The 16,927-nt window shown below is 74.9% G+C and carries 17 protein-coding genes; 8 read left to right on the top strand and 9 right to left on the bottom strand.

The window, feature by feature from the left end:
* Positions 1-813 (bottom strand): pyridoxamine 5'-phosphate oxidase family protein, encoded by an 813-nt coding sequence (locus ACEQ2X_RS13960; RefSeq protein WP_370326430.1) that lies wholly within the window; start codon positions 811-813, stop codon positions 1-3.
* Positions 814-848: 35 nt separating this feature from the next.
* Between ACEQ2X_RS13960 and ACEQ2X_RS13955 the strand changes: the two genes are divergently transcribed.
* The 4 genes from ACEQ2X_RS13955 to ACEQ2X_RS13940 are packed head-to-tail and all read left to right on the top strand — an operon-like array spanning position 849 to position 4,225.
* Positions 849-1,169, top strand: coding sequence for an antibiotic biosynthesis monooxygenase (locus tag ACEQ2X_RS13955; RefSeq protein ID WP_370326429.1), 321 nt, complete (start codon positions 849-851; stop codon positions 1,167-1,169).
* A gap of 14 nt (positions 1,170-1,183) precedes the next feature.
* Positions 1,184-2,821 (top strand): long-chain fatty acid--CoA ligase, encoded by a 1,638-nt coding sequence (locus ACEQ2X_RS13950; RefSeq protein WP_370326428.1) that lies wholly within the window; start codon positions 1,184-1,186, stop codon positions 2,819-2,821.
* Positions 2,821-3,402 (top strand): nitroreductase, encoded by a 582-nt coding sequence (locus ACEQ2X_RS13945; protein WP_370326427.1) that lies wholly within the window; start codon positions 2,821-2,823, stop codon positions 3,400-3,402. Before ACEQ2X_RS13950 ends, ACEQ2X_RS13945 begins: the two co-directional genes overlap by 1 nt.
* A gap of 7 nt (positions 3,403-3,409) precedes the next feature.
* Positions 3,410-4,225, top strand: coding sequence for a 50S ribosomal protein L11 methyltransferase (locus tag ACEQ2X_RS13940; protein ID WP_370326426.1), 816 nt, complete (start codon positions 3,410-3,412; stop codon positions 4,223-4,225).
* 233 nt (positions 4,226-4,458) lie between these two features.
* On the opposite strand, the gene ACEQ2X_RS13935 is transcribed toward ACEQ2X_RS13940, so the two are convergent.
* A complete protein-coding gene (locus ACEQ2X_RS13935; RefSeq protein ID WP_372530565.1) occupies positions 4,459-5,265 on the bottom strand; it encodes a hypothetical protein in 807 nt (268 codons plus the stop codon).
* 84 nt (positions 5,266-5,349) lie between these two features.
* Between ACEQ2X_RS13935 and ACEQ2X_RS13930 the strand changes: the two genes are divergently transcribed.
* From ACEQ2X_RS13930 to ACEQ2X_RS13920, 3 genes are all read left to right on the top strand, one after another.
* The gene (locus ACEQ2X_RS13930) at positions 5,350-6,603 is read left to right on the top strand and encodes a class I SAM-dependent RNA methyltransferase (protein WP_370326424.1); all 1,254 of its coding nucleotides are present in this window, start codon (positions 5,350-5,352) and stop codon (positions 6,601-6,603) included.
* Positions 6,604-6,605: 2 nt separating this feature from the next.
* Positions 6,606-8,177 (top strand): D-alanyl-D-alanine carboxypeptidase/D-alanyl-D-alanine-endopeptidase, encoded by a 1,572-nt coding sequence (gene dacB / locus ACEQ2X_RS13925; protein WP_370326423.1) that lies wholly within the window; start codon positions 6,606-6,608, stop codon positions 8,175-8,177.
* 68 nt (positions 8,178-8,245) lie between these two features.
* Positions 8,246-9,070, top strand: coding sequence for a helix-turn-helix domain-containing protein (locus ACEQ2X_RS13920; protein ID WP_370326421.1), 825 nt, complete (start codon positions 8,246-8,248; stop codon positions 9,068-9,070).
* A gap of 22 nt (positions 9,071-9,092) precedes the next feature.
* On the opposite strand, the gene ACEQ2X_RS13915 is transcribed toward ACEQ2X_RS13920, so the two are convergent.
* Positions 9,093-9,302 (bottom strand): hypothetical protein, encoded by a 210-nt coding sequence (locus ACEQ2X_RS13915; RefSeq protein ID WP_370326420.1) that lies wholly within the window; start codon positions 9,300-9,302, stop codon positions 9,093-9,095.
* Positions 9,303-9,341: 39 nt separating this feature from the next.
* On the opposite strand from ACEQ2X_RS13915, the gene ACEQ2X_RS13910 reads away from it, so the two are divergent.
* Complete coding sequence (locus tag ACEQ2X_RS13910) at positions 9,342-9,812, top strand: globin (RefSeq protein ID WP_370326419.1); 471 nt, start codon at positions 9,342-9,344, stop codon at positions 9,810-9,812.
* 4 nt (positions 9,813-9,816) lie between these two features.
* Here the strand turns inward: ACEQ2X_RS13910 and ACEQ2X_RS13905 are convergent, their stop codons facing one another.
* The 6 genes from ACEQ2X_RS13905 to ACEQ2X_RS13880 form a co-directional block, all read right to left on the bottom strand.
* The gene (locus ACEQ2X_RS13905) at positions 9,817-10,512 is read right to left on the bottom strand and encodes a YceH family protein (protein ID WP_370326418.1); all 696 of its coding nucleotides are present in this window, start codon (positions 10,510-10,512) and stop codon (positions 9,817-9,819) included.
* The gene (locus ACEQ2X_RS13900) at positions 10,509-11,858 is read right to left on the bottom strand and encodes a class I SAM-dependent methyltransferase (RefSeq protein WP_370326417.1); all 1,350 of its coding nucleotides are present in this window, start codon (positions 11,856-11,858) and stop codon (positions 10,509-10,511) included. The genes ACEQ2X_RS13905 and ACEQ2X_RS13900 overlap by 4 nt, the downstream gene beginning before the upstream one ends.
* Before the next feature lie 70 nt (positions 11,859-11,928).
* Entirely contained in the window at positions 11,929-13,377 is a 1,449-nt protein-coding gene (locus ACEQ2X_RS13895; RefSeq protein WP_370326416.1) for an ABC1 kinase family protein, read from the bottom strand.
* A gap of 78 nt (positions 13,378-13,455) precedes the next feature.
* The gene (locus ACEQ2X_RS13890) at positions 13,456-13,719 is read right to left on the bottom strand and encodes a hypothetical protein (protein ID WP_370326415.1); all 264 of its coding nucleotides are present in this window, start codon (positions 13,717-13,719) and stop codon (positions 13,456-13,458) included.
* Between the two features lie 39 nt (positions 13,720-13,758).
* Positions 13,759-13,995 carry a hypothetical protein gene (locus tag ACEQ2X_RS13885; RefSeq protein WP_370326413.1) on the bottom strand — a complete coding sequence of 79 codons (237 nt, stop codon included), beginning with the start codon at positions 13,993-13,995 and terminating at the stop codon, positions 13,759-13,761.
* A gap of 36 nt (positions 13,996-14,031) precedes the next feature.
* On the bottom strand, positions 14,032-16,920 hold the full coding sequence (locus tag ACEQ2X_RS13880) for a LuxR C-terminal-related transcriptional regulator (protein ID WP_370326412.1): 2,889 nt from the start codon (positions 16,918-16,920) through the stop codon (positions 14,032-14,034).
* Positions 16,921-16,927: the final 7 nt, after the last annotated feature.

Raw genomic sequence — 16,927 nt, 5'->3', positions numbered from 1 at the left:
TCAGTCGGGGATGACGACGGTGTCCGTCGGGCGACCGGAGATCTCGGCGGAGTGCACCTCGAACCCCTCCCACCAGCGGACCTTGGTGGGCTCGAGCCGGGGTGCGGTGCCGCCGGTGGCGATCGTGCCGCTCATCGAGACGCCGGACACCTGGGTGGGCCGGAACCCCGGGTCGCAGTCGACGACGACCGTCGCGACTGTCCCGTCCCCGACGCCGGCGCCCTCGGGCAGCTCGAGGCTGAACCCCGCCCCCCACACCGCGGGCACCAGCCCGATGCCGCCGTCGACCTGGGTGGCGACCGCGACGCGCCGCATGCCCGAGAGGACCCGGCGGATCTCCGGCGGCACCGCCGTCGGCAGCGCCGGTGCGATGCCGCGCGCGACCGGGGGCGGGGTGACGTGCTCGTCGGAGGTGACGGTCACGCGGATCAGGACGCGGTTCGCGGGCCGGAAGCGGGTCGGGACCTTGGGCGCGTCGACGACGTAGCCGAGGATCGACTGGGCGTTCTTCAGCATCAGCGCCGTCTGCGCGGTCGCGAGGAAGCCGGCGTGGACCGTCAGCCCGAGGGGGTCGCCGAGGTGGAACACCCGGGCGTGCCCGCGCAGCAGCCGTCCGTCCTCCCCCTCGGGGGCGGGGACGTACATCGCGCACGTCCCGTCCTCCATCAGCCGCCGCGCCTTCAGCGAGCTGCCGGACGTCGTGAACCAGACGTGCTGTCCGTCCCACCAGAAGGCCATCGGGGTCATCAGGGGTACGGTGCGGCCGGGCCACGCGAGCAGCAGCCGCTTGGCGTCATCCAACAAGCGGTCCATCACCCGACTCTCCCCGACATCCCACGGAGGCACGCATGTCAGAGCCCCAGTTCGTCGCGTTCAACGTCCTGACCGTCCCCGAGCAGGCGCGCGCCACCCTCGAGGAGCGGTTCGCCAACCGGGCCGGCGAGGTCGAGAAGATGGAGGGGTTCCGGCACTTCGAGCTGCTGCGACCCGTCAGCGGGACCGACAGCTACCTCGTGTACACGCGGTGGGACTCGAAGGCGCACTTCGACGCGTGGGTCGAGTCGATGGCCTTCCAGCAGGGTCACGCCCAGGGGGACGGCAAGCCGCCGGCGGCCAGCGGTTCGGAGGTCTGGACCTTCGAGGCGATCCAGATGAAGGATGTCGGCTGATCGGAGGTGATCCCATGTTCCCGGGACTGATGCAGGACGAGCCGCTGACGCTGCGGACCGTCGTCGACCGCGCGAGCTCGTTGTTCGCCACCAAGACCATCACCACGCGCCAGGGCGACGGGTTCGTGACCCAGACCTTCGGCGAGACCGTCCAGCGGGCGCGACGACTGGCCGGTGCGCTGTCCGCCCGCGGGATCGGCGACGGCGACCGGGTCGCGACGTTCGCGATGAACACCGCCCGGCACGTCGAGCTGTACGTCGCCGTGCCGGTGATGGGCGCGGTGCTGCACACCCTGAACCCCCGGCTGGCGCCCGGGCAGATCAGCTACATCGCGAACCACGCGGCGGACCGGATCGTGTTCGCCGACGAGAGCCTCCGCGGCGCCTGGACCGCGGTGGAGGGGCTCGAACCGGTCGACGACGTCATCTGGATGGACGACCAGGGCACCGGCATCGCCGACGGTCTCGACTACGAGGACCTGCTGGCCGAGGCGACCCCGCTGCCCGCGGAGTGGCCGCGCCTCGACGAACGCCAGGCCGCTGCGATGTGCTACACGTCCGGCACCACGGGGAACCCGAAGGGCGTGGTGTACAGCCACCGGTCGGCGACGTTGCACTCCCTCGGGTCGCTGTTCGCCGACACCCTCGCCATCAGCGAGCGGGACGTGGTCATGCCGATCGTCCCGCAGTTCCACGCGAACGCGTGGGGGACGATCTACGCCGCGCTGATGGCCGGCGCGTCCCTCGCCATGCCGTCGCTCCACATGGATCCCGAGTCGATCACCCGGCTGGTGGAGGAGGCGGGCGTGACGATGTCCGCCGCCGTGCCGACGGTCTGGTTCGGCGTGCTCGAGGCCGTGCGGAGCGGACAGATCGACCCCGCGCGGCTGTCGACCCTGGAGCGGATCGCCTGCGGGGGCTCGGCGGTGCCCGAGGGGCTGATGCGCGGCTTCGACGAGCTCGGCATCCGCATCGTCCACGCGTGGGGGATGACCGAGACGTCACCGCTCGGGACCGTCGCCACGGTCAAGTCGACGATCCCGGCGGACGACGAGATGCGCACGCGGCTGACCCAGGGGATCGTCATGCCGCCGCTGCGGGTCCGCGTGGTCACCGAGGACGGCTCGGTCGCGGACTGGGACGGCGAGACGATGGGCGAGCTCGAGATCAGCGGCCCCTGGATCGCCGACGCCTACTACGACCCGGAGCAGCCGGACGGGCGCGGCGGGCAGGAGTCCTTCGCGACCGACCCCGACGGGACCCGGTGGCTGCGGACCGGCGACGTCGCGGTCATCGACGCCGAGGGGTACGTGCGCCTCACCGATCGGATGAAGGACCTGGTGAAGTCCGGCGGCGAGTGGATCTCCACCGTCGACCTCGAGAACCACCTGATCGGCCACCCGAAGGTCGCCGAGGCGGCGGTCATCGCGGTGCCGCACCCGCGGTGGGACGAGCGCCCCGTCGCCTGCGTCGTGAAGGCCGACGAGAGCCTGACCGCCGAGGAGCTGCTCGACCACGCCGCGGAGCGCTTCGCCAAGTGGCAGCTGCCCGACGAGATCATCTTCATCGACGAGGTGCCGAAGACCAGCGTCGGCAAGTTCGACAAGAAGGTCCTGCGGTCCCGCTTCGCCGACCACCAGCTGCCCAGCTGATGGATGCGCTGACCTGCCTGCTCGAGCGGCGGTCGATCCCGCGGCTCGTCTCCCCGGCGCCCGACGACGCCGAGCTCCGCCGGATGCTCGAGGCCGCCGTGGCGGCGCCCGACCACGGCCAGCTGCGGCCGTGGCGCTTCGTGGTGTTCCGTGACGAGGGGTTGGCCGACCTCGGCGCCGTCTTCGCCCAGGCGCACGCCGCACGCGAGCCCGACGCCGACGCCGGGGCGATCGAGAAGACCGCCGCCAAGCCGTTGCGCGCGCCGCTGGTCGTCGCGGTGGTCTGCACGCCGGTCCCGGTCGACGAGGCGTGGAACGCGAAGGCCATCCCGACGTGGGAGCAGACCGCCGCCGTGGCCGCCGCCACCCAGAACCTGTGCCTGGCCGCCCACGCCATGGGCTTCGGCGCGATGTGGCGCACGGGCTGGTTCGGCGACGCACCCGAGGTCCGGACGGCGCTGGGGCTCGCCCCGACCGACCAGGTCGTCGCGTGGGTGTACCTCGGCAGCGTCCCGCAGTCCGCGACCCTGCCGCCCCGTCGGCCCACGGAGCTCGACGACCGGATCACCACGTGGGGGTGAGGGGTCGGTGGGCCTGAGCTGGGCCTACCGGATCGCCGGTGTCGGGCTCGACGAGGTGTCCGACGCGCTGGACGTGGCCGGGATCGAGCCGGCGGGGATCAGCGAGGAGGCCGGCGTCACCACCGCCTGGTTCCCCGAGCGGCTGGCCGGCGACCTGCCCCTCGACGGCCGCTGGGAGGCCGTCGCCGACGAGGACTGGTCCGAGCGCTGGAAGGACGGGCTCGAACCGGTCACGGTCGGCCGGGTGACGGTGACGGTGCCGTGGCTGGCGCCGGAGGGACCGGTCCTCTCCCAGCCGGACCACGTCGTGCTGGTCATCGAGCCGGGCATGGCCTTCGGCACCGGGCACCACGAGACCACCGCGGCGTGCCTGGCCGCCCTGCAGGACCGCGACCTCGTCGGCCGGCGCCTCGTCGACGGGCACGTGGTCGACGTCGGGACGGGGACGGGGGTGCTGGCCCTGGCGGCCCGTGCGCTCGGTGCGGCGTCGGTCACGGCCGTGGACACCGACCCCGAGGCGATCGCGGTCGCCCGGGCGAACCTGGCCGCCCACGGGCTCGAGGGGATCGACCTGCGGGAGGGGTCGACCGAGGCGGTGGACCGTCCCGGCGACGTCGTCGTGGCCAACATCATCACCGACCTGCTGCTGGCGCTCGTGCCCGACCTGGTGGCGCTGGTCGCACCGGGGGGGGTCCTCGTCGCGTCGGGCATCGCCGCGGACCGCGTCGAGGAGGTCCGGGCGACCGTCGCCGCCGCCGGTGTCGAGACCACCCCGCGGGTCGGGCGGGAGTGGGCGGTCCTGGTCGGGCAGCGCTCGGCGTAGCCCACCGGTGCCGTAGGCGGCGACGAGCAGCGGGGCCCGGGAACTGCCAAGGCCCCAGGATCGCTCCTGGGGCCTTGGAGGTCGTGTCGGGCCGCCGCGCCCGACACGGCCGCCGGTGGGGACGAACCGCCGCGTCCGTCCCGTCGGCGTCGGGATGGGTCTCGCGCCCCCTCTACGTTCGCCGTGCGACCGGCGATCTCCTCCCCGACTTCGCGAACCGCACGAGATCTCCCTCAGCCGGGCCGGTCGAGGAAGTCGAGCAGCCCACCGCCGAGGGCTGCCCCGAGCAGCTCGCGGGGGTCGCCCCGCCAGGTGACGTCGACCGTGATGACCTCGCCGCGCGCCAGGGAGCCACCGGCCTCGAGGAGCGGTGCCCCGTCCTCGCCCAGCGGCCCCGCCGTCCGGACCCGGACCGCGGCGGCCACCGCCTCGGCCTGGGTCACCTCCTCGCCGGTCACGAGCACGACCTGGCCGGTCCCCTCCTCCTCGACGGCCGTCAGCGCGGCGACGTCGACCGGTGGCAGGTCCGCGGCCTCGACCACGGGAGCGGGAGGGGAGCCGAGGGCCGGGTGGAGGAGGGCGATGTCGACCGCTGCCAGCACCTCCGGCGGGACCCCAAGACCCTCGCCGCCCCCGATCACGCGGCGGACCTGCGCGTCCCCGCCGACCACGACCCGGTCCCCGCCGACCGCCACCACGGGGACGCCCGCGAACCCCGTCACCCCACCGGTCCGGTGAAGCACCTGCCAGCCGTCGGGAGACGCCACGGGTGCGAAGCCGACGTCTGCGAGCCGATCGGCGACCCCCGCCACGTCACCGAGCACCACCCGGAGGGACGGGGCGGGGGTGCGCGCGGTGACGTCGACGTCATCGACTGCGAGGCCGAGCTGGTCGACGAGCAGGGCGTCGCCCGCCGCTCCCCGCTGGACCAGCAACCCGTCGGCGGCGACGTCGGCGGGCACCGCCGCGACGGCACGGGCGAGGACCCCGCCGTCGGGGGCGGACGTCCCGCAGCCCGCGACGACGGCGACGAGGGACACCCCGAGGACCGCTCGTACGACCGCCTGGCGCGCACGCGCCGCGGCACCCCGGTTCCACACCGCGCCGACGCTAGCATCGGCGCGGTGACCGACCCCGCAGCCGAGACCGTCACGATCGACCTGCACGGGTGGGCGCACGGCGGTGAGGCGGTGGGGCGCCTCCCCGATGGCCGGGCGTGCTTCGTCGCCCGCGCGCTGCCGGGCGAGACCGTCGAGGTCCGCGTCACCGCGGTCCACAAGCGCCACGCAACCGCCCAGCTGGTGAGGGTCGTCACCCCGAGCCCCCACCGGGTCGACCCGCCGTGCCCGCACTACGACCACTGCGGGGGCTGCCAGCTCCAGCACGCCGCCCCCGCCCACCAGCTCGAGCTGAAGGCGCGCGTGCTCGTCGAGCAGCTGCAGCGGATCGGGCGCCAGCCGTCCCCGCCCGTCCGCGGGGTCATCGCGCCCGACGGGGCGTGGCCCGACGGCTACCGGACGTGGGCGCGGATGGCAGTCGACCCCGAGGGGCGGCTGGGGTTCCGCCGCTGGCACTCCCACGAGGTCGAGCCGATCGACCGCTGCCTGCTGCTGACCGACCGGGCCCAGGGCCTGCGGGACGCCCTCGGCGACGGGTGGTCCGGCGCGGCGGAGGTGCAGCTGACCGCCGGCGACGACGCCGACGTCGTCACCGTCACCGCCGATCCCGACGCGCCGGCCGGCCCGGCGGAGCCAGCTCCGGACGGGCCCCACGGCCTGGCGGTCCGACCCTCGCCGCGCGCACCCGCGACCGTCGTCCGCCCGCCCGCGACGGTCCGGGTGTGGGTCGGCGGCCGGACCCTGCAGGCCTCGGCCGGCGCGTTCTTCCAGTCCGGACCGGGCACCGCCGCGGCGCTCGTCGACGCGGTCAAGGCCGTCGCCGACGTGCGGCCGGGCGACTGGGTGCTCGACCTCTACGCCGGGGTGGGTCTCCTCAGCGCCGCCCTGGCCGCCGCAGGTGGCGCGGTCGTGGCGGTCGAGGCCGACGCCGCCGCGGCCGCGGACGCCGAGGTCAACCTCGCAGGGGTCGACGCCGAGGTCCGCCAGGCCACCGTCGAGGCCGCGCTCGGCGACATCGGGGAGGCCGACGTCGTGGTCCTCGACCCGCCACGACGCGGGGCGCGCCCGGACGTGTGCCGGCGGATCGCCTCGCTCGGCGCGCGCCAGATCGTCTACGTCGCCTGCGACCCGGCCGCGCTCGCGAGGGACACCCGGGTCCTCGTGGGGTGCGGGTACGAGCTCGAGTCCGTCGACGGGCTGGACCTGTTCGGCCACACCGCCCACGTCGAGGCGGTCGCGAGCTTCCGACGGGCGGCCTGAGCGTGCGACGCCTGGGCGGGATCGGCCAGACCCTGCTGGCGCTCGTGGTCACCCTGGCGGTCTCCGCCGGGGTGATCGCCTACGCCCAGCCGCAGGTCGTCGTCGGTGAGCCGCTCTCTCGCCGGGCGACCGTCCGCTACGCGGCGAAGCCCGATCCGCCGAAGCTGCGGGCCGCCGCCGCGGCGCTGACCAAGCCCGCCCGCGTGGACCTCGGCGAGGTCCCGGCCCCCATCACCGTCGCCCCCCAGGACGACCCCCTCGCGCTGTCCCTCGCGCTCGTCGTGTCCGAGGCCCTGATCGCATCGGGCAACCCGGGTGCCTCGGCGGTGTCGGTCCTCGACGCCGACGGCCGGGTGCTGGTCGACGTCGGCGCCACCACCCCGCTGATCCCGGCATCGACCGCGAAGCTCGTGACCGCCGCGATGGCCCTGGCGACCTTCGGCCCCGACCACGTGTTCACCACGACGGCCGCCGCGACCGCCGCACCGGGTCAGGGCGGTGTCGTGGCCGGCGACGTGGTGCTGACCGGCGGAGGCGACCCGACGCTCGTCTCGCGGACCTACGTCGAGACCCAGATCGACCCCGAGCGGCCGCAGACGCCGATCGCCGACCTCGCTGACCAGATCGTCGCGGCGGGCGTCACCCGGGTGGAGGGTGCGGTGATCGGCGATCCGGGGTTCCTCGCCGGCGGGCCGTTGGCCGACGGGTGGCCGCCGCGCTACCTCGACGACCTCGACGCGACGGCGATCAGCGGGCTGACCATCGACCAGGGCTTCGAGTTCGTGGACGAGGGGAGCGGGCTCCGCGCCCGCGCCGCCGCGGACCCCGCGGCGGTGGCTGCGGCCGCCCTGGTCGCGGCGCTCGCCGAGCGCGGCGTGGAGGTCGTCGGCGGGTCGCGGTCGGCGCCGGGCGGCGTCTCCGACGCGCCGGCGCACCTGGGCGAGCTGTCCTCCCCGACGCTGATGACGCTGCTCGTCCGCATGGTCCAGGAGAGCGACAACCACATCGCCGACACCGTCTTCCGGGCCGTCGGCCGCCACGCCGCGGGCGCCGGCAGCTTCGACGACGCCGAGGACGTCGCGTCCGAGGTCCTCGCGGCCCTCGAGCTCGACTGGTCCACGACGCGGCTCCGCGACGGGTCGGGCCTGTCGCGGGAGTCGGCGATCCCACCCGCGCTGCTCACCGCGCTGAACTACCGGATGACCAACTCGACCCTCGGGGAGGAGTGGCAGGACCTGATGGCCGTGTCCGGGGTCTCCGGCACGTTGGAGCGGCGTCTCGTCGGGACGATCGCCGAGCTGCGGCTCCGCGGCAAGACCGGCTCGCTGGGCGACGTCCGGTCGATCAGCGGCGCGGTCGTCGGCCCGGACGGCCGACCGCTGTACGTCACGGTCACGAGCAACGCGCTGGCCGAGCCCCAGCTCGACGACGCCCGCCGGCTGCAGGACCTGGTCGTCCTCGGCCTGGCCGCCGAGCTGTACGGGTGCACCGAGATCCCTCCCCCTCCCCCAGCCCCCGACGACCCGCTGGAGCCGGACGAGCTGCCGCCGCTGCCGACCCACACGTGCTCCTGACCCGGGCCGGCTCCGCTATCGTTGGCGGTGCTTAGCCCCAGCAGTCGGATGTACGAGGAGCGTCGACGGTGACCGAGACCGACGAGCTCCTGACCCTGCAGGAGGCCGCCGACGAGCTGAAGGTCCACTACATGACCGCGTACCGGTGGGTGCGCAAGGGGGACCTGGAGGCCTTCAAGGCCGGCGGGCGGCTGCGCGTGCGCCGCGAGGCGCTCGAGGCCTACATCACCGCTCGTCAGGTCGCCACCGGCGTCGGCGCGTCAGAGCACGGCAGCCGTCGGGACTGGCCCCACCACGTGGACCGGCTGTGCGACCTGCTGGTCCGGGGGGAGGCGCAGGAGGCGAACGCGGTCGTCCGGAAGATCATCAGCGACGGCGCCACGGCCGGCGAGGTGTACACGCGCCTGCTGACCCCGTGCCTGCACCACATCGGCGAGCTGTGGGAGCGCGGCGAGGTCAACGTGGCCATCGAGCACCGGGCGACCGAGATCTGCACGGGCATCATGAACCGGCTGTCCGAGCACTTCCGGCGGCGCGGCCCCCGCCGCGGCGTCGCCGTCACCCTGACCGCCCCCGGGGAGGACCACGGCGTCGCGAGCGCGATGATCGCCGACTTCCTGCGCGCCTCCGGCTGGGAGGTGCACCACCTGGGCACGAACGTGCCGATCGACGACCTGCGGCTGTTCCTCGACATCATCCCGGCCCACGTGGTGTGCGTCAGCGCCGGACAGCAGCTGCGGCCCCAGGTCTACGAGGACCTCGCCGCCGCGTGCGCCGGCCGGCAGCTGATCATGGGGGGGCGGGGCACGGACCTGTCGATCGCCGAGCCCCTCGGGATCACCGTCCTCGAGGACCCGATCGCCCTGGTCGAGCACCTCGAGGAGACCGCCTGAGGGACCGGGGCGACACCCTCCCTCAGCCCCCCAGCAGCAGGCCGGCGCCCCCGGCGACCAGGACGACCCCCGCCAGGAGCATCACGATGAACGTGATCGGCCGGGCGGTCCGGTGCCGCGAGTAGCTGGCGCTGCCCGGCGACAGCAGGCCGGCACCGCCGAAGATGAGCAGGACGACCCCGGCGAGCAGCAGCACCGGTCCGTCGAGCAGCACGCGGGCGATCAGGTCCATCCGTGCCAGTCTCACACGGGCGGTGGCAGGCTGGGGACCATGAGCGACGCGCACCTGCCCCAGCCGGACCACACCGCAGAGGCAGCCCGGTCCCTGCCGCGGGCGGGCGGTCCCGTCCAGCGGGTCGCGCCGGACCCCGACAGCCTGTACGTCCGCGCGGGCGGGGAGGCGTTCTTCACCGAGCTGGTCGCGGCGTTCTACCGCCGCGTCGCCGACGACGAGGTGCTGCGGCCGCTCTACCCCGAGGCGGACCTGACCGCCGCCGAGGTGCGGCTGCGGCTGTTCCTGATCCAGTTCTGGGGTGGGCCGTCGACCTACAGCGAGCAGCGGGGTCACCCCCGGCTGCGGATGCGCCACGCGCCGTTCCCCGTGGGCACGGTCCAGATCGAGGCGTGGCTCACGAACATGCGCGGGGCGATCGAGGAGGTCGACCCGCCGCCGGGGATCACCGCCGAGCTGTGGGACTACTTCGCCCGCGCCGCGCCGTTCATGCGGAACGTGGAGGGGTAGGGGGTCAGCTCCCGAGGGCACGGTCCAGGCGGTCGCGGAGGTCGTCGACGGTCCGGCGCAGGTCGGTGACCTCCTCGCGCAGCTCGGCGACCTCGGTCCGCAGCTCGGCGACCGCACCACCCTCCGCCTCGGCCTCCACCGCGACGTCCTCCCGCGCGGGGGGTGGCGGCTCCGGGGTGGCGGCTGACCCGGTCGGCTGGTCGCCACCGCCGAGGAGGTGGCGCCACCGCGCCTCCTTCTGGCCCGGTTGGCGCGGCAGCTCCTCGACCAGCTGGCCGTAGTGGTGGGCCGCGAGCCCGGCGAGGACATCGGCCACCTCGGCGGTGGAGCCGAAGGGGTGCAGGCGCTCGGTGCGCTGCCGGAGCTCGCCGAGGGTCTGGGGGCCGCGCAGGGCGAGCACCGCCAGCACGGCGGTGCCCGGCGTGTCGACCTCGAGGTGGTCGTCGAGCTGGTGGGCGTACCGGGGCGTCGACGAGCGCCGGGCGTAGACGGCGGTGACGAGGGACTGCGCGCTGAGCTCGCGGAGGCCGGTGCTGATCTCCGCCTCGCTGTAGCTGGTGACCGGCTCGCGGTTGGTCGTCTGGTTGGCCGCGGCGGTCAGGGCGTTGACCGACAGGGGGTAGGCCTGCGGGGTCGCGAGCTGCTTCTCGATGAGCGCCCCGATGATCCGGAGGCCGAGGTCGCTCAGCTGGACCGTCATCGGGCGGTGTCCCCCGGACGCACGTCCCCGGGCAGCATCCAGTCGCGCCCCAGCGGGCCGTAGGCGTCACCGGTCGTGCCGAGCACCTGCACGACGCCGAGGTCGCCGCGCTCGAACAGCGCGGCCGACCCGGCCAGGTAGATCCGCCAGACCCGCGCGCGCCGCTCGCCGACGAGCGCCACGGCCTCGTCCCAGCGGGCCTCGAGCCGGCGCAGCCACGCCCGGAGGGTGATCGCGTAGGCCGGGCGCAGCTGCTCGACGTCGCGCACCTCGAAGCCGGCGGCCTCGACCTCCTGCACGGCGCGCCAGGCGGGGCTGAGGCCCCCGTCGGGGAACACGTAGGTGCTGACGAAGCTCGGCGGGCCCGCGGTGTAGTCGGTGTCGCTCATGCGCCTCCCGGTGGTGATGCCGTGGTTGAGGATCCGCCCGCCGTCGGCCAGCAGCGCGCGGAGGGTCGTGAAGTAGCTCGACAGGTTGGACGGCCCGACGTGCTCGAACATCCCGATCGAGGCGATCGCGTCGAAGCGCCCGGTGACGTCGCGGTAGTCCTGCAGGCGCAGCTCGACCAGATCCGACAGCCCGGCATCGGCCACGAGCGCGCGGCCGAGCTCGAGCTGGCGTCCGGACAGCGTGATCCCGACCGCCGAGACCCCGTACTCGCGAGCGGCGTGGATGACGAGGGACCCCCAGCCGCAGCCCACGTCGAGGAGCCGGTCGCCAGGCTGGAGCCGGAGCTTGCGGCAGACGACGTCGAGCTTGCGGCGCTGCGCGGTCTCGAGGTCCTCGTCGGCGTCCAGGACGTACGCGCAGGAGTACACCATCGCCTCGTCGAGGAACAGCCCGAAGAAGTCGTTGCCGACGTCGTAGTGGAACTGCACCGCCTGGCGGTCGCGTGCCGGGGAGTGCGGCCGGCCGCGGAGGCGCGCCCGCTCCTCCCCCTCGGCGTCCGCCCCGGCCGCGGGCAGCCGGAGGACCTCGGGGACCACACGCGCCAGGGCGGCTGCCCCGAGGGACTCGCCGAGCGCCGTCGCGGCGGCCATGGCTGCGACGGCATCGCCCTCGATGTCGATGTGGCCGTCGACGTAGGCCTCCCCAGCGCGGAGGTCCGACGGGGGCAGGAGCGCCCGCACCGCGTCGGGGCCGGTGAGCACCAGGCGGAACGGCGCGTCGGCCGGTCCGAGGGTCGTCTGATCCCACAGGCGGAGCGGCAGGCCGTCCGCGCCCCCGGTCAGCTCGTGGATGCGGCGCACGACCGAGGCAGCTCCCGCACGGTCGACGGGGCGGACCCGGACCGTCCGCAACGGCGTCCCGAGGACGTTGAACGCCCACGCACGTGCGTCGTCCACCAGCTTCGTCACCTCGGAGCCTTTCGCCGGGGTGGCCCTTTCTACCGCTCCCGCCGGCGGGTGCAAGCGCTCAGCCGGTCGCGGTCGGGGCGGCGGCATCGGGGTGCTCCGCCAGGTCTCCCACCGCCTCGAGCCAGTCCCGCTCGGCCTCGCCGAGGGGGGTGGTGGCCGGGCCGCCGGTGGCGATCTCCTCCATGATCGCCTGCCAGTTGGCGGTCGGCTGGAGGCGTGCGAGCAGCGAGTTGACCCCGAACTGGATGCGGTTGAGGAGGATGTACTCGGCCGGCATCGTCAGTCGGCGCAGGGTCGGCTCCATGCCCTGGGAGGGGTCGGTGCTGGCGCTGATCAGTCGGCGGGCGTAGTCCCTCGAGTAGGTCCACTCCCGATCCCCGGCGAGCGGCTCGTACGCGATGGCGAACCACCGCCGGACCCGCTCGAGGTCGATGCCCCTGCGGTCCTCGGGCAGCAGTCCGGCATCCGCCATGGCGCGCTCGACCGCGGACTCGCCGCTCGGGTCGCCGGCGGCGTCGGCCGCCACGGCGCGGTGCAGGGCGCGCAGCCGGGTGCGGGTCTCGGACGAGAACGTGCGGGCCGACCCGAAGTCGATGAACGTGACCGGCCCGGTCCGCGCCGCGTCGGCGGGCGGGAAGATGAAGTTCCCCGGGTGCGGGTCGGCGTTGAAGATCCGGAAGCGGTACAGGGAGGAGAAGGTGAACCGGAAGATGATCTCGCCGAAGCGGTCCCTGGTCGCCTGGTCGTCGTCGGCGAGGACCTCCTCGAAGGTGCGCCCGGGGACGTACTCGGTCACGAGGACCCGCGGCCGGCACCAGTCGTGGAACACGCGGGGGACGCGGATCGCCGGGTGGCCCGCGAACCGGTCGGCGAACGCCTGGGTGTAGGCGGCCTCCTTCTGGTAGTCGAGCTCGTCGCGCAGGCGCTCGCGGACCTCGGCGATCAGCGCCGTGGCGTCGAGGTTCGGGTGGGTGACGCGGAACAGCCCGCGGAGGGCGGTCAGGTTCTGCACGTCGGCCTGCACGGCCTCGGCGATGCCGGGGTGCTGCACCTTCAGCGCCACCTCGGTGCCGTCGGGCAGCGCGGCGGTGTGGACCTGGCCGATGGAGGCGACGGCGAGCGGCTCGCGGTCCCACCGGGCGAACACCTGCTCGGCAGGTGCGCCGTACTGCTCGGCGATCGTGGCCTCGATGGCGTCGGTGTCGGTCGCGGGGGCCTGGTCGAGCAGGGCGTTCAGCCTGGAGCGGTAGATCTCCGTCGTGGCCGGGTCGACGTCGAGGTCCACGAAGGCGAGCATCTGGCCGAGCTTCATGGCCGCGCCCTTCATCGACCCGAGCGTCTCGAACACCGCCTCGGCGATCGCCTCGTGCCCTGCCTCGGCAGCCGCCTCGTCACCGCGGCGCTCCGCCCGACGGGTCGCGACCAGGCCCCTGCCCGCCCGGGCGCCGAGGCGGGCGAGCGACGCGGCCCGTCGGGCGCGACCCCCGAGGCTGGTGCGGTCGGTCATCGCCGCCATCCTCGCCACGGCGGCGACGGGTCAACCGCGGACTGCGCCATGGGCGTCAGTCCTCCGCCCGGTGCGTCGCTAGAGCCCGCCGGACTCGAACGCGTCGAGCACCCCGTCGCGGCCGAGCGCGCCGAAGCGGACGGTCGCCTCGTCGTCGCCGGCGCCGACGAACGCCCAGGCGGGTTGGCTGGGGATGCCGAACTCGGCCCACACGTCCCCGTCGACGTCGGCGATGTGGACCACGTCATCCAGCTCGTGCCGGGCGACGAAGTCCGCCATGGCCTCGACGTCGTCCCGTCCGGCCACGCCGACGATCACCTGGTCCTCGCTGAGCAGTCCCACCACCTGTGCGACCTCGGGAGCCTCCCGGTTGCACGTCGGTCACCAGGGCGCCCAGAACCACAGCATCACGTCCTGGCCGGACACCGACGCGCCGTCGAACGTCCCGCCGTCCACCGTCGGGGCGGTCAGGGCGAGGAGCCCCGTCCCCGTCCCCGTCGTCGGCGACGCCGACGCCGACCCGACGTCACCGGTGGGCGCATCCGCGGGCGTCGCGCAGGCCGCCAGGACGACGGCCATGCAGGCGGCCAGGCAGGCGACCAGGAGGGAGCGACCCATCCGGCGAGCGTACCGCCGTGACCCGCTGCGCGAGGGTCAGCTGAGGATCCCGGACCGGTGGGCGAGCGCGGCGGCGTGCTGGCGCGACGGCACCCCCATCTTGGCGAGGATGTTCGAGACGTGGACGCTGGCGGTCTTCGCCGCGATGAACAGCCGCTCGCCGATCTCGGCGTTGCTGAGCCCCTCGGCGACGAGTCGCAGGACCTCGTGCTCGCGGGCGGTGAGGCCGTACCCGTCGGCGACGTCGTCGCCGGCCAGGAAGCCGCCCCGGCGGCCCAGGGCCTCGGCGGCGTGCACGAGGCGCCGGGCCTCGGCGTCGGTCGCCAACCGCAGGGCGCGCTTCCAGTCGCGCTGCGCCCCTGCCCGGTCGCCGTCGCGCAGTCGCAGCTCAGCCGCGCCGAGCAGGCAGCGGGACCGCTCGACGGGCATCGACAGCTCGGCGAACCCGGTCGCGGCGGCGTCCCAGCGGTCGACGGCGTCGGCCGCGCCGGCCACCTCGGCGAGGAGCGCCGCGAGCTGACGGCGGTCGGCGGCGTGCGGGGCGCTCTCACCCCGTCTGGCGGCTGCGGCCACGGCGTCGCCGAGCACGGCCAGCTCATCCGGCCCCCCGGCGCCCGCCCGGACGGCTTCGGCGCCCTGGACCGCGATCCCGGCGTCGTGGCGCGCCAGGCCGGTTCGCGTCGAGAGGTGGGCCAGCGCAGCGAGCGACAGCGACAGTGCCCGGTCGTGCGCGCCGGTCGCCATCGCCACCTCGCAGGACAGGCGGTCGAGCATGCTGCGGAACTGCGGCTGGGAGGTCCGTCCGAGGTGCCGCTCGGCCGCCAGCGCGCTGTCGGCCGCCTCCTCCACGAGGCCGAGGCGGACCTCCACGGCGCCGAGGGTCATGAGCGCGTGCGCCCCGGTGATGCCGTCGGGCGCGGTGACCGCGTTCTCGGCGGCGAGCTCGTGCGCCTCGGCCAGCCGTCCGAGCGGGACGAGGGCCTCCAGCGCGTTGGAGCGCAGGACGCTGCCGTAGGTCCGCTCGAGGCCGTGGGTGCGAGCCAGCGCGATGCCCCGCTCGGCGACCGCCACGGCCTCGGCGAACCGCCCGTGGACGGTGTGGTGGTCGCTCAGGTTGATGTCGCACCGCAACAGGTAGTCGATCCGCCCGATGTCCTCCGCGAGCGCACGGGCCGAGGCGAACAGCTCGTCGGCCTCGGGAGATCCGGTGCGGCTGCGGATCGACGCGAGGGTGATCATCGCGTACGCCTCGTCGCGCGGGGATCCCGCACGCCGTGCCACCTCGATGGCGCGCAGGGCGCGGGCCTCGGCCTCCTCGACGTGGTCCTCGAGCTCGAGGGCGGTCGCGAACGCCGCCTCGACCCGAGCCCGCGCAGGCGTATCGGCGTCCGGGACGGTCTCCACCGCGAGGCGGTACGCCGCCTCCGCGGCCGTCCAGTCGGCCTTCGAGCCGTGGCCGACCCACATGTGGATCAGACCCGCCCGCTCAGGTTCGGCCTCGGCGTCGAGGTGGGCGAGCGCCTGGTTGGCGAGGGCGATGCCGCGCCGCAGGTCGTACCCGGAGATCGCGCAGATGGCGGCGTGCTTCAGCACCCCGGCGAGGTCGTCGCCGGTCCGCTCCGCGGCGTCCGCCACGTCGGCCCACAGCGCGGCGACCCGCTCGAAGTGGGCTTGGGCGTCGGCGTAGGCCACCACGTCGAGAGCGCGTCGTCCGGCCACGTAGGCGGCCTGGATCTCGAGCTCGGGGCGGTGCGCGGCGCGGTAGTGCCGGGCCAGCCTCGCCGCGTGGGGGCCGCCGGGGCCGCCGTCGGCCGTGAGCACCTCCGCGAGCGCGGCGTGCAGCTCGACGGCCTCGCCGGGGAGGAGGGCGTCCTCGGTCGCCTCCTGCATCAGGGCGTGGCGGAACCGGTAGGTCCCGTCGGCGGTGACGACGACCAGCCGGCTGTCGACCGCCTCGCGCAGGGCCGTGGTGAGGGCCTCGGACGCGAGGCCGGTGACGGCGGCCAGCACCTCGTGGGGCACGTGCTCGCCGGCAGCGGCCATGACCCTGAGGACCTGCTGGGTCGCGGGGTCGCAGCGCTCCACGCGGTCGAGCAGGAGATCGGAGAGCTGGCTCGGCAGGTGGGTGCCGCCGGCCGCCAGCTCGAGGGCGAACAGCGGGTTCCCGGCAGCGCGGTCCAGCACCTCGTCGACCTGGCGCTGGCTGCAGTCCGCCAGGGCCGGGCGGATCAGCTCGGTCATCGGCACCGGCCCCAGGGGTCCGAGCGCCACCGAGGTCGCCCGGGGGGAGCGGTCCAGCGCGGCCAGTAGCGGCCGCACCGGGTGGCGGCGCCCGACCTCGTCGGTGCGGACGGTCAGGACGAGCAGGACGGGCACCGCGGCGAGGTTGCCGACCATGAACTGGATCAGGTCCCGCGTCGCCGGCTCGGAGAAGTGGATGTCCTCGACGCACCAGACCGCCAGGCCGGCGGCGCGCGCGACGCCCTCGACCACGCCGAGGAGGTGCTCGTACAGCTGGGTGTGGCCGACCTCGAGGTCCTGGATCCCGGCAGGGACCTCGGGCCCGCGGCCCGGCTCGTCGTGGCGGCCCAGCTCGGGCACGAGCCGGGAGAGGGTGGACCGGGCCGGGTCGTCCAGGCGCAGGCCGGCCTCCGCGGGCGCCCGCAGGATCGGCCGGAGCGCCTGGACCACGGGCGCGTAGGGGAGCCGGGCGGACCCGAGGTCGAGGCACTCGCCGCGCAGCACGGTCGCCTGGTCGGCCACGGTCGCGCAGAACGCCTCGATCAGCGCCGTCTTGCCCATGCCCGCCTCTCCGGACACGACGGCGACGCGCAGGTCGCCGTCCCGCCGCGCCGCGTCCGCCAGCCGCGCGAGGACGGCCAGCTCGGTGCCGCGGCCGGCGAGCGGTGCGGTGGAGGGGGGCACGGGCTCC

This window comes from Euzebya sp., from assembly GCF_964222135.1.
In the GTDB taxonomy this organism is placed as follows: Bacteria; Actinomycetota; Nitriliruptoria; order Euzebyales; family Euzebyaceae; genus Euzebya.
This window is presented reverse-complemented; position numbering and strand designations above follow the sequence as displayed.

Coding starts and splice junctions, on each gene's coding strand:
- ACEQ2X_RS13950 (WP_370326428.1), top strand. CDS start 1,184: ATGTTCCCGGGACTGATGCAGGACGAGCCGCTGACGCTGCGGACCGTC.
- ACEQ2X_RS13885 (WP_370326413.1), bottom strand. CDS start 13,995: ATGGGTCGCTCCCTCCTGGTCGCCTGCCTGGCCGCCTGCATGGCCGTC.
- ACEQ2X_RS13955 (WP_370326429.1), top strand. CDS start 849: ATGTCAGAGCCCCAGTTCGTCGCGTTCAACGTCCTGACCGTCCCCGAG.
- ACEQ2X_RS13960 (WP_370326430.1), bottom strand. CDS start 813: ATGGACCGCTTGTTGGATGACGCCAAGCGGCTGCTGCTCGCGTGGCCC.
- ACEQ2X_RS13910 (WP_370326419.1), top strand. CDS start 9,342: ATGAGCGACGCGCACCTGCCCCAGCCGGACCACACCGCAGAGGCAGCC.
- ACEQ2X_RS13945 (WP_370326427.1), top strand. CDS start 2,821: ATGGATGCGCTGACCTGCCTGCTCGAGCGGCGGTCGATCCCGCGGCTC.
- ACEQ2X_RS13895 (WP_370326416.1), bottom strand. CDS start 13,377: ATGACCGACCGCACCAGCCTCGGGGGTCGCGCCCGACGGGCCGCGTCG.
- ACEQ2X_RS13915 (WP_370326420.1), bottom strand. CDS start 9,302: ATGGACCTGATCGCCCGCGTGCTGCTCGACGGACCGGTGCTGCTGCTC.
- ACEQ2X_RS13905 (WP_370326418.1), bottom strand. CDS start 10,512: ATGACGGTCCAGCTGAGCGACCTCGGCCTCCGGATCATCGGGGCGCTC.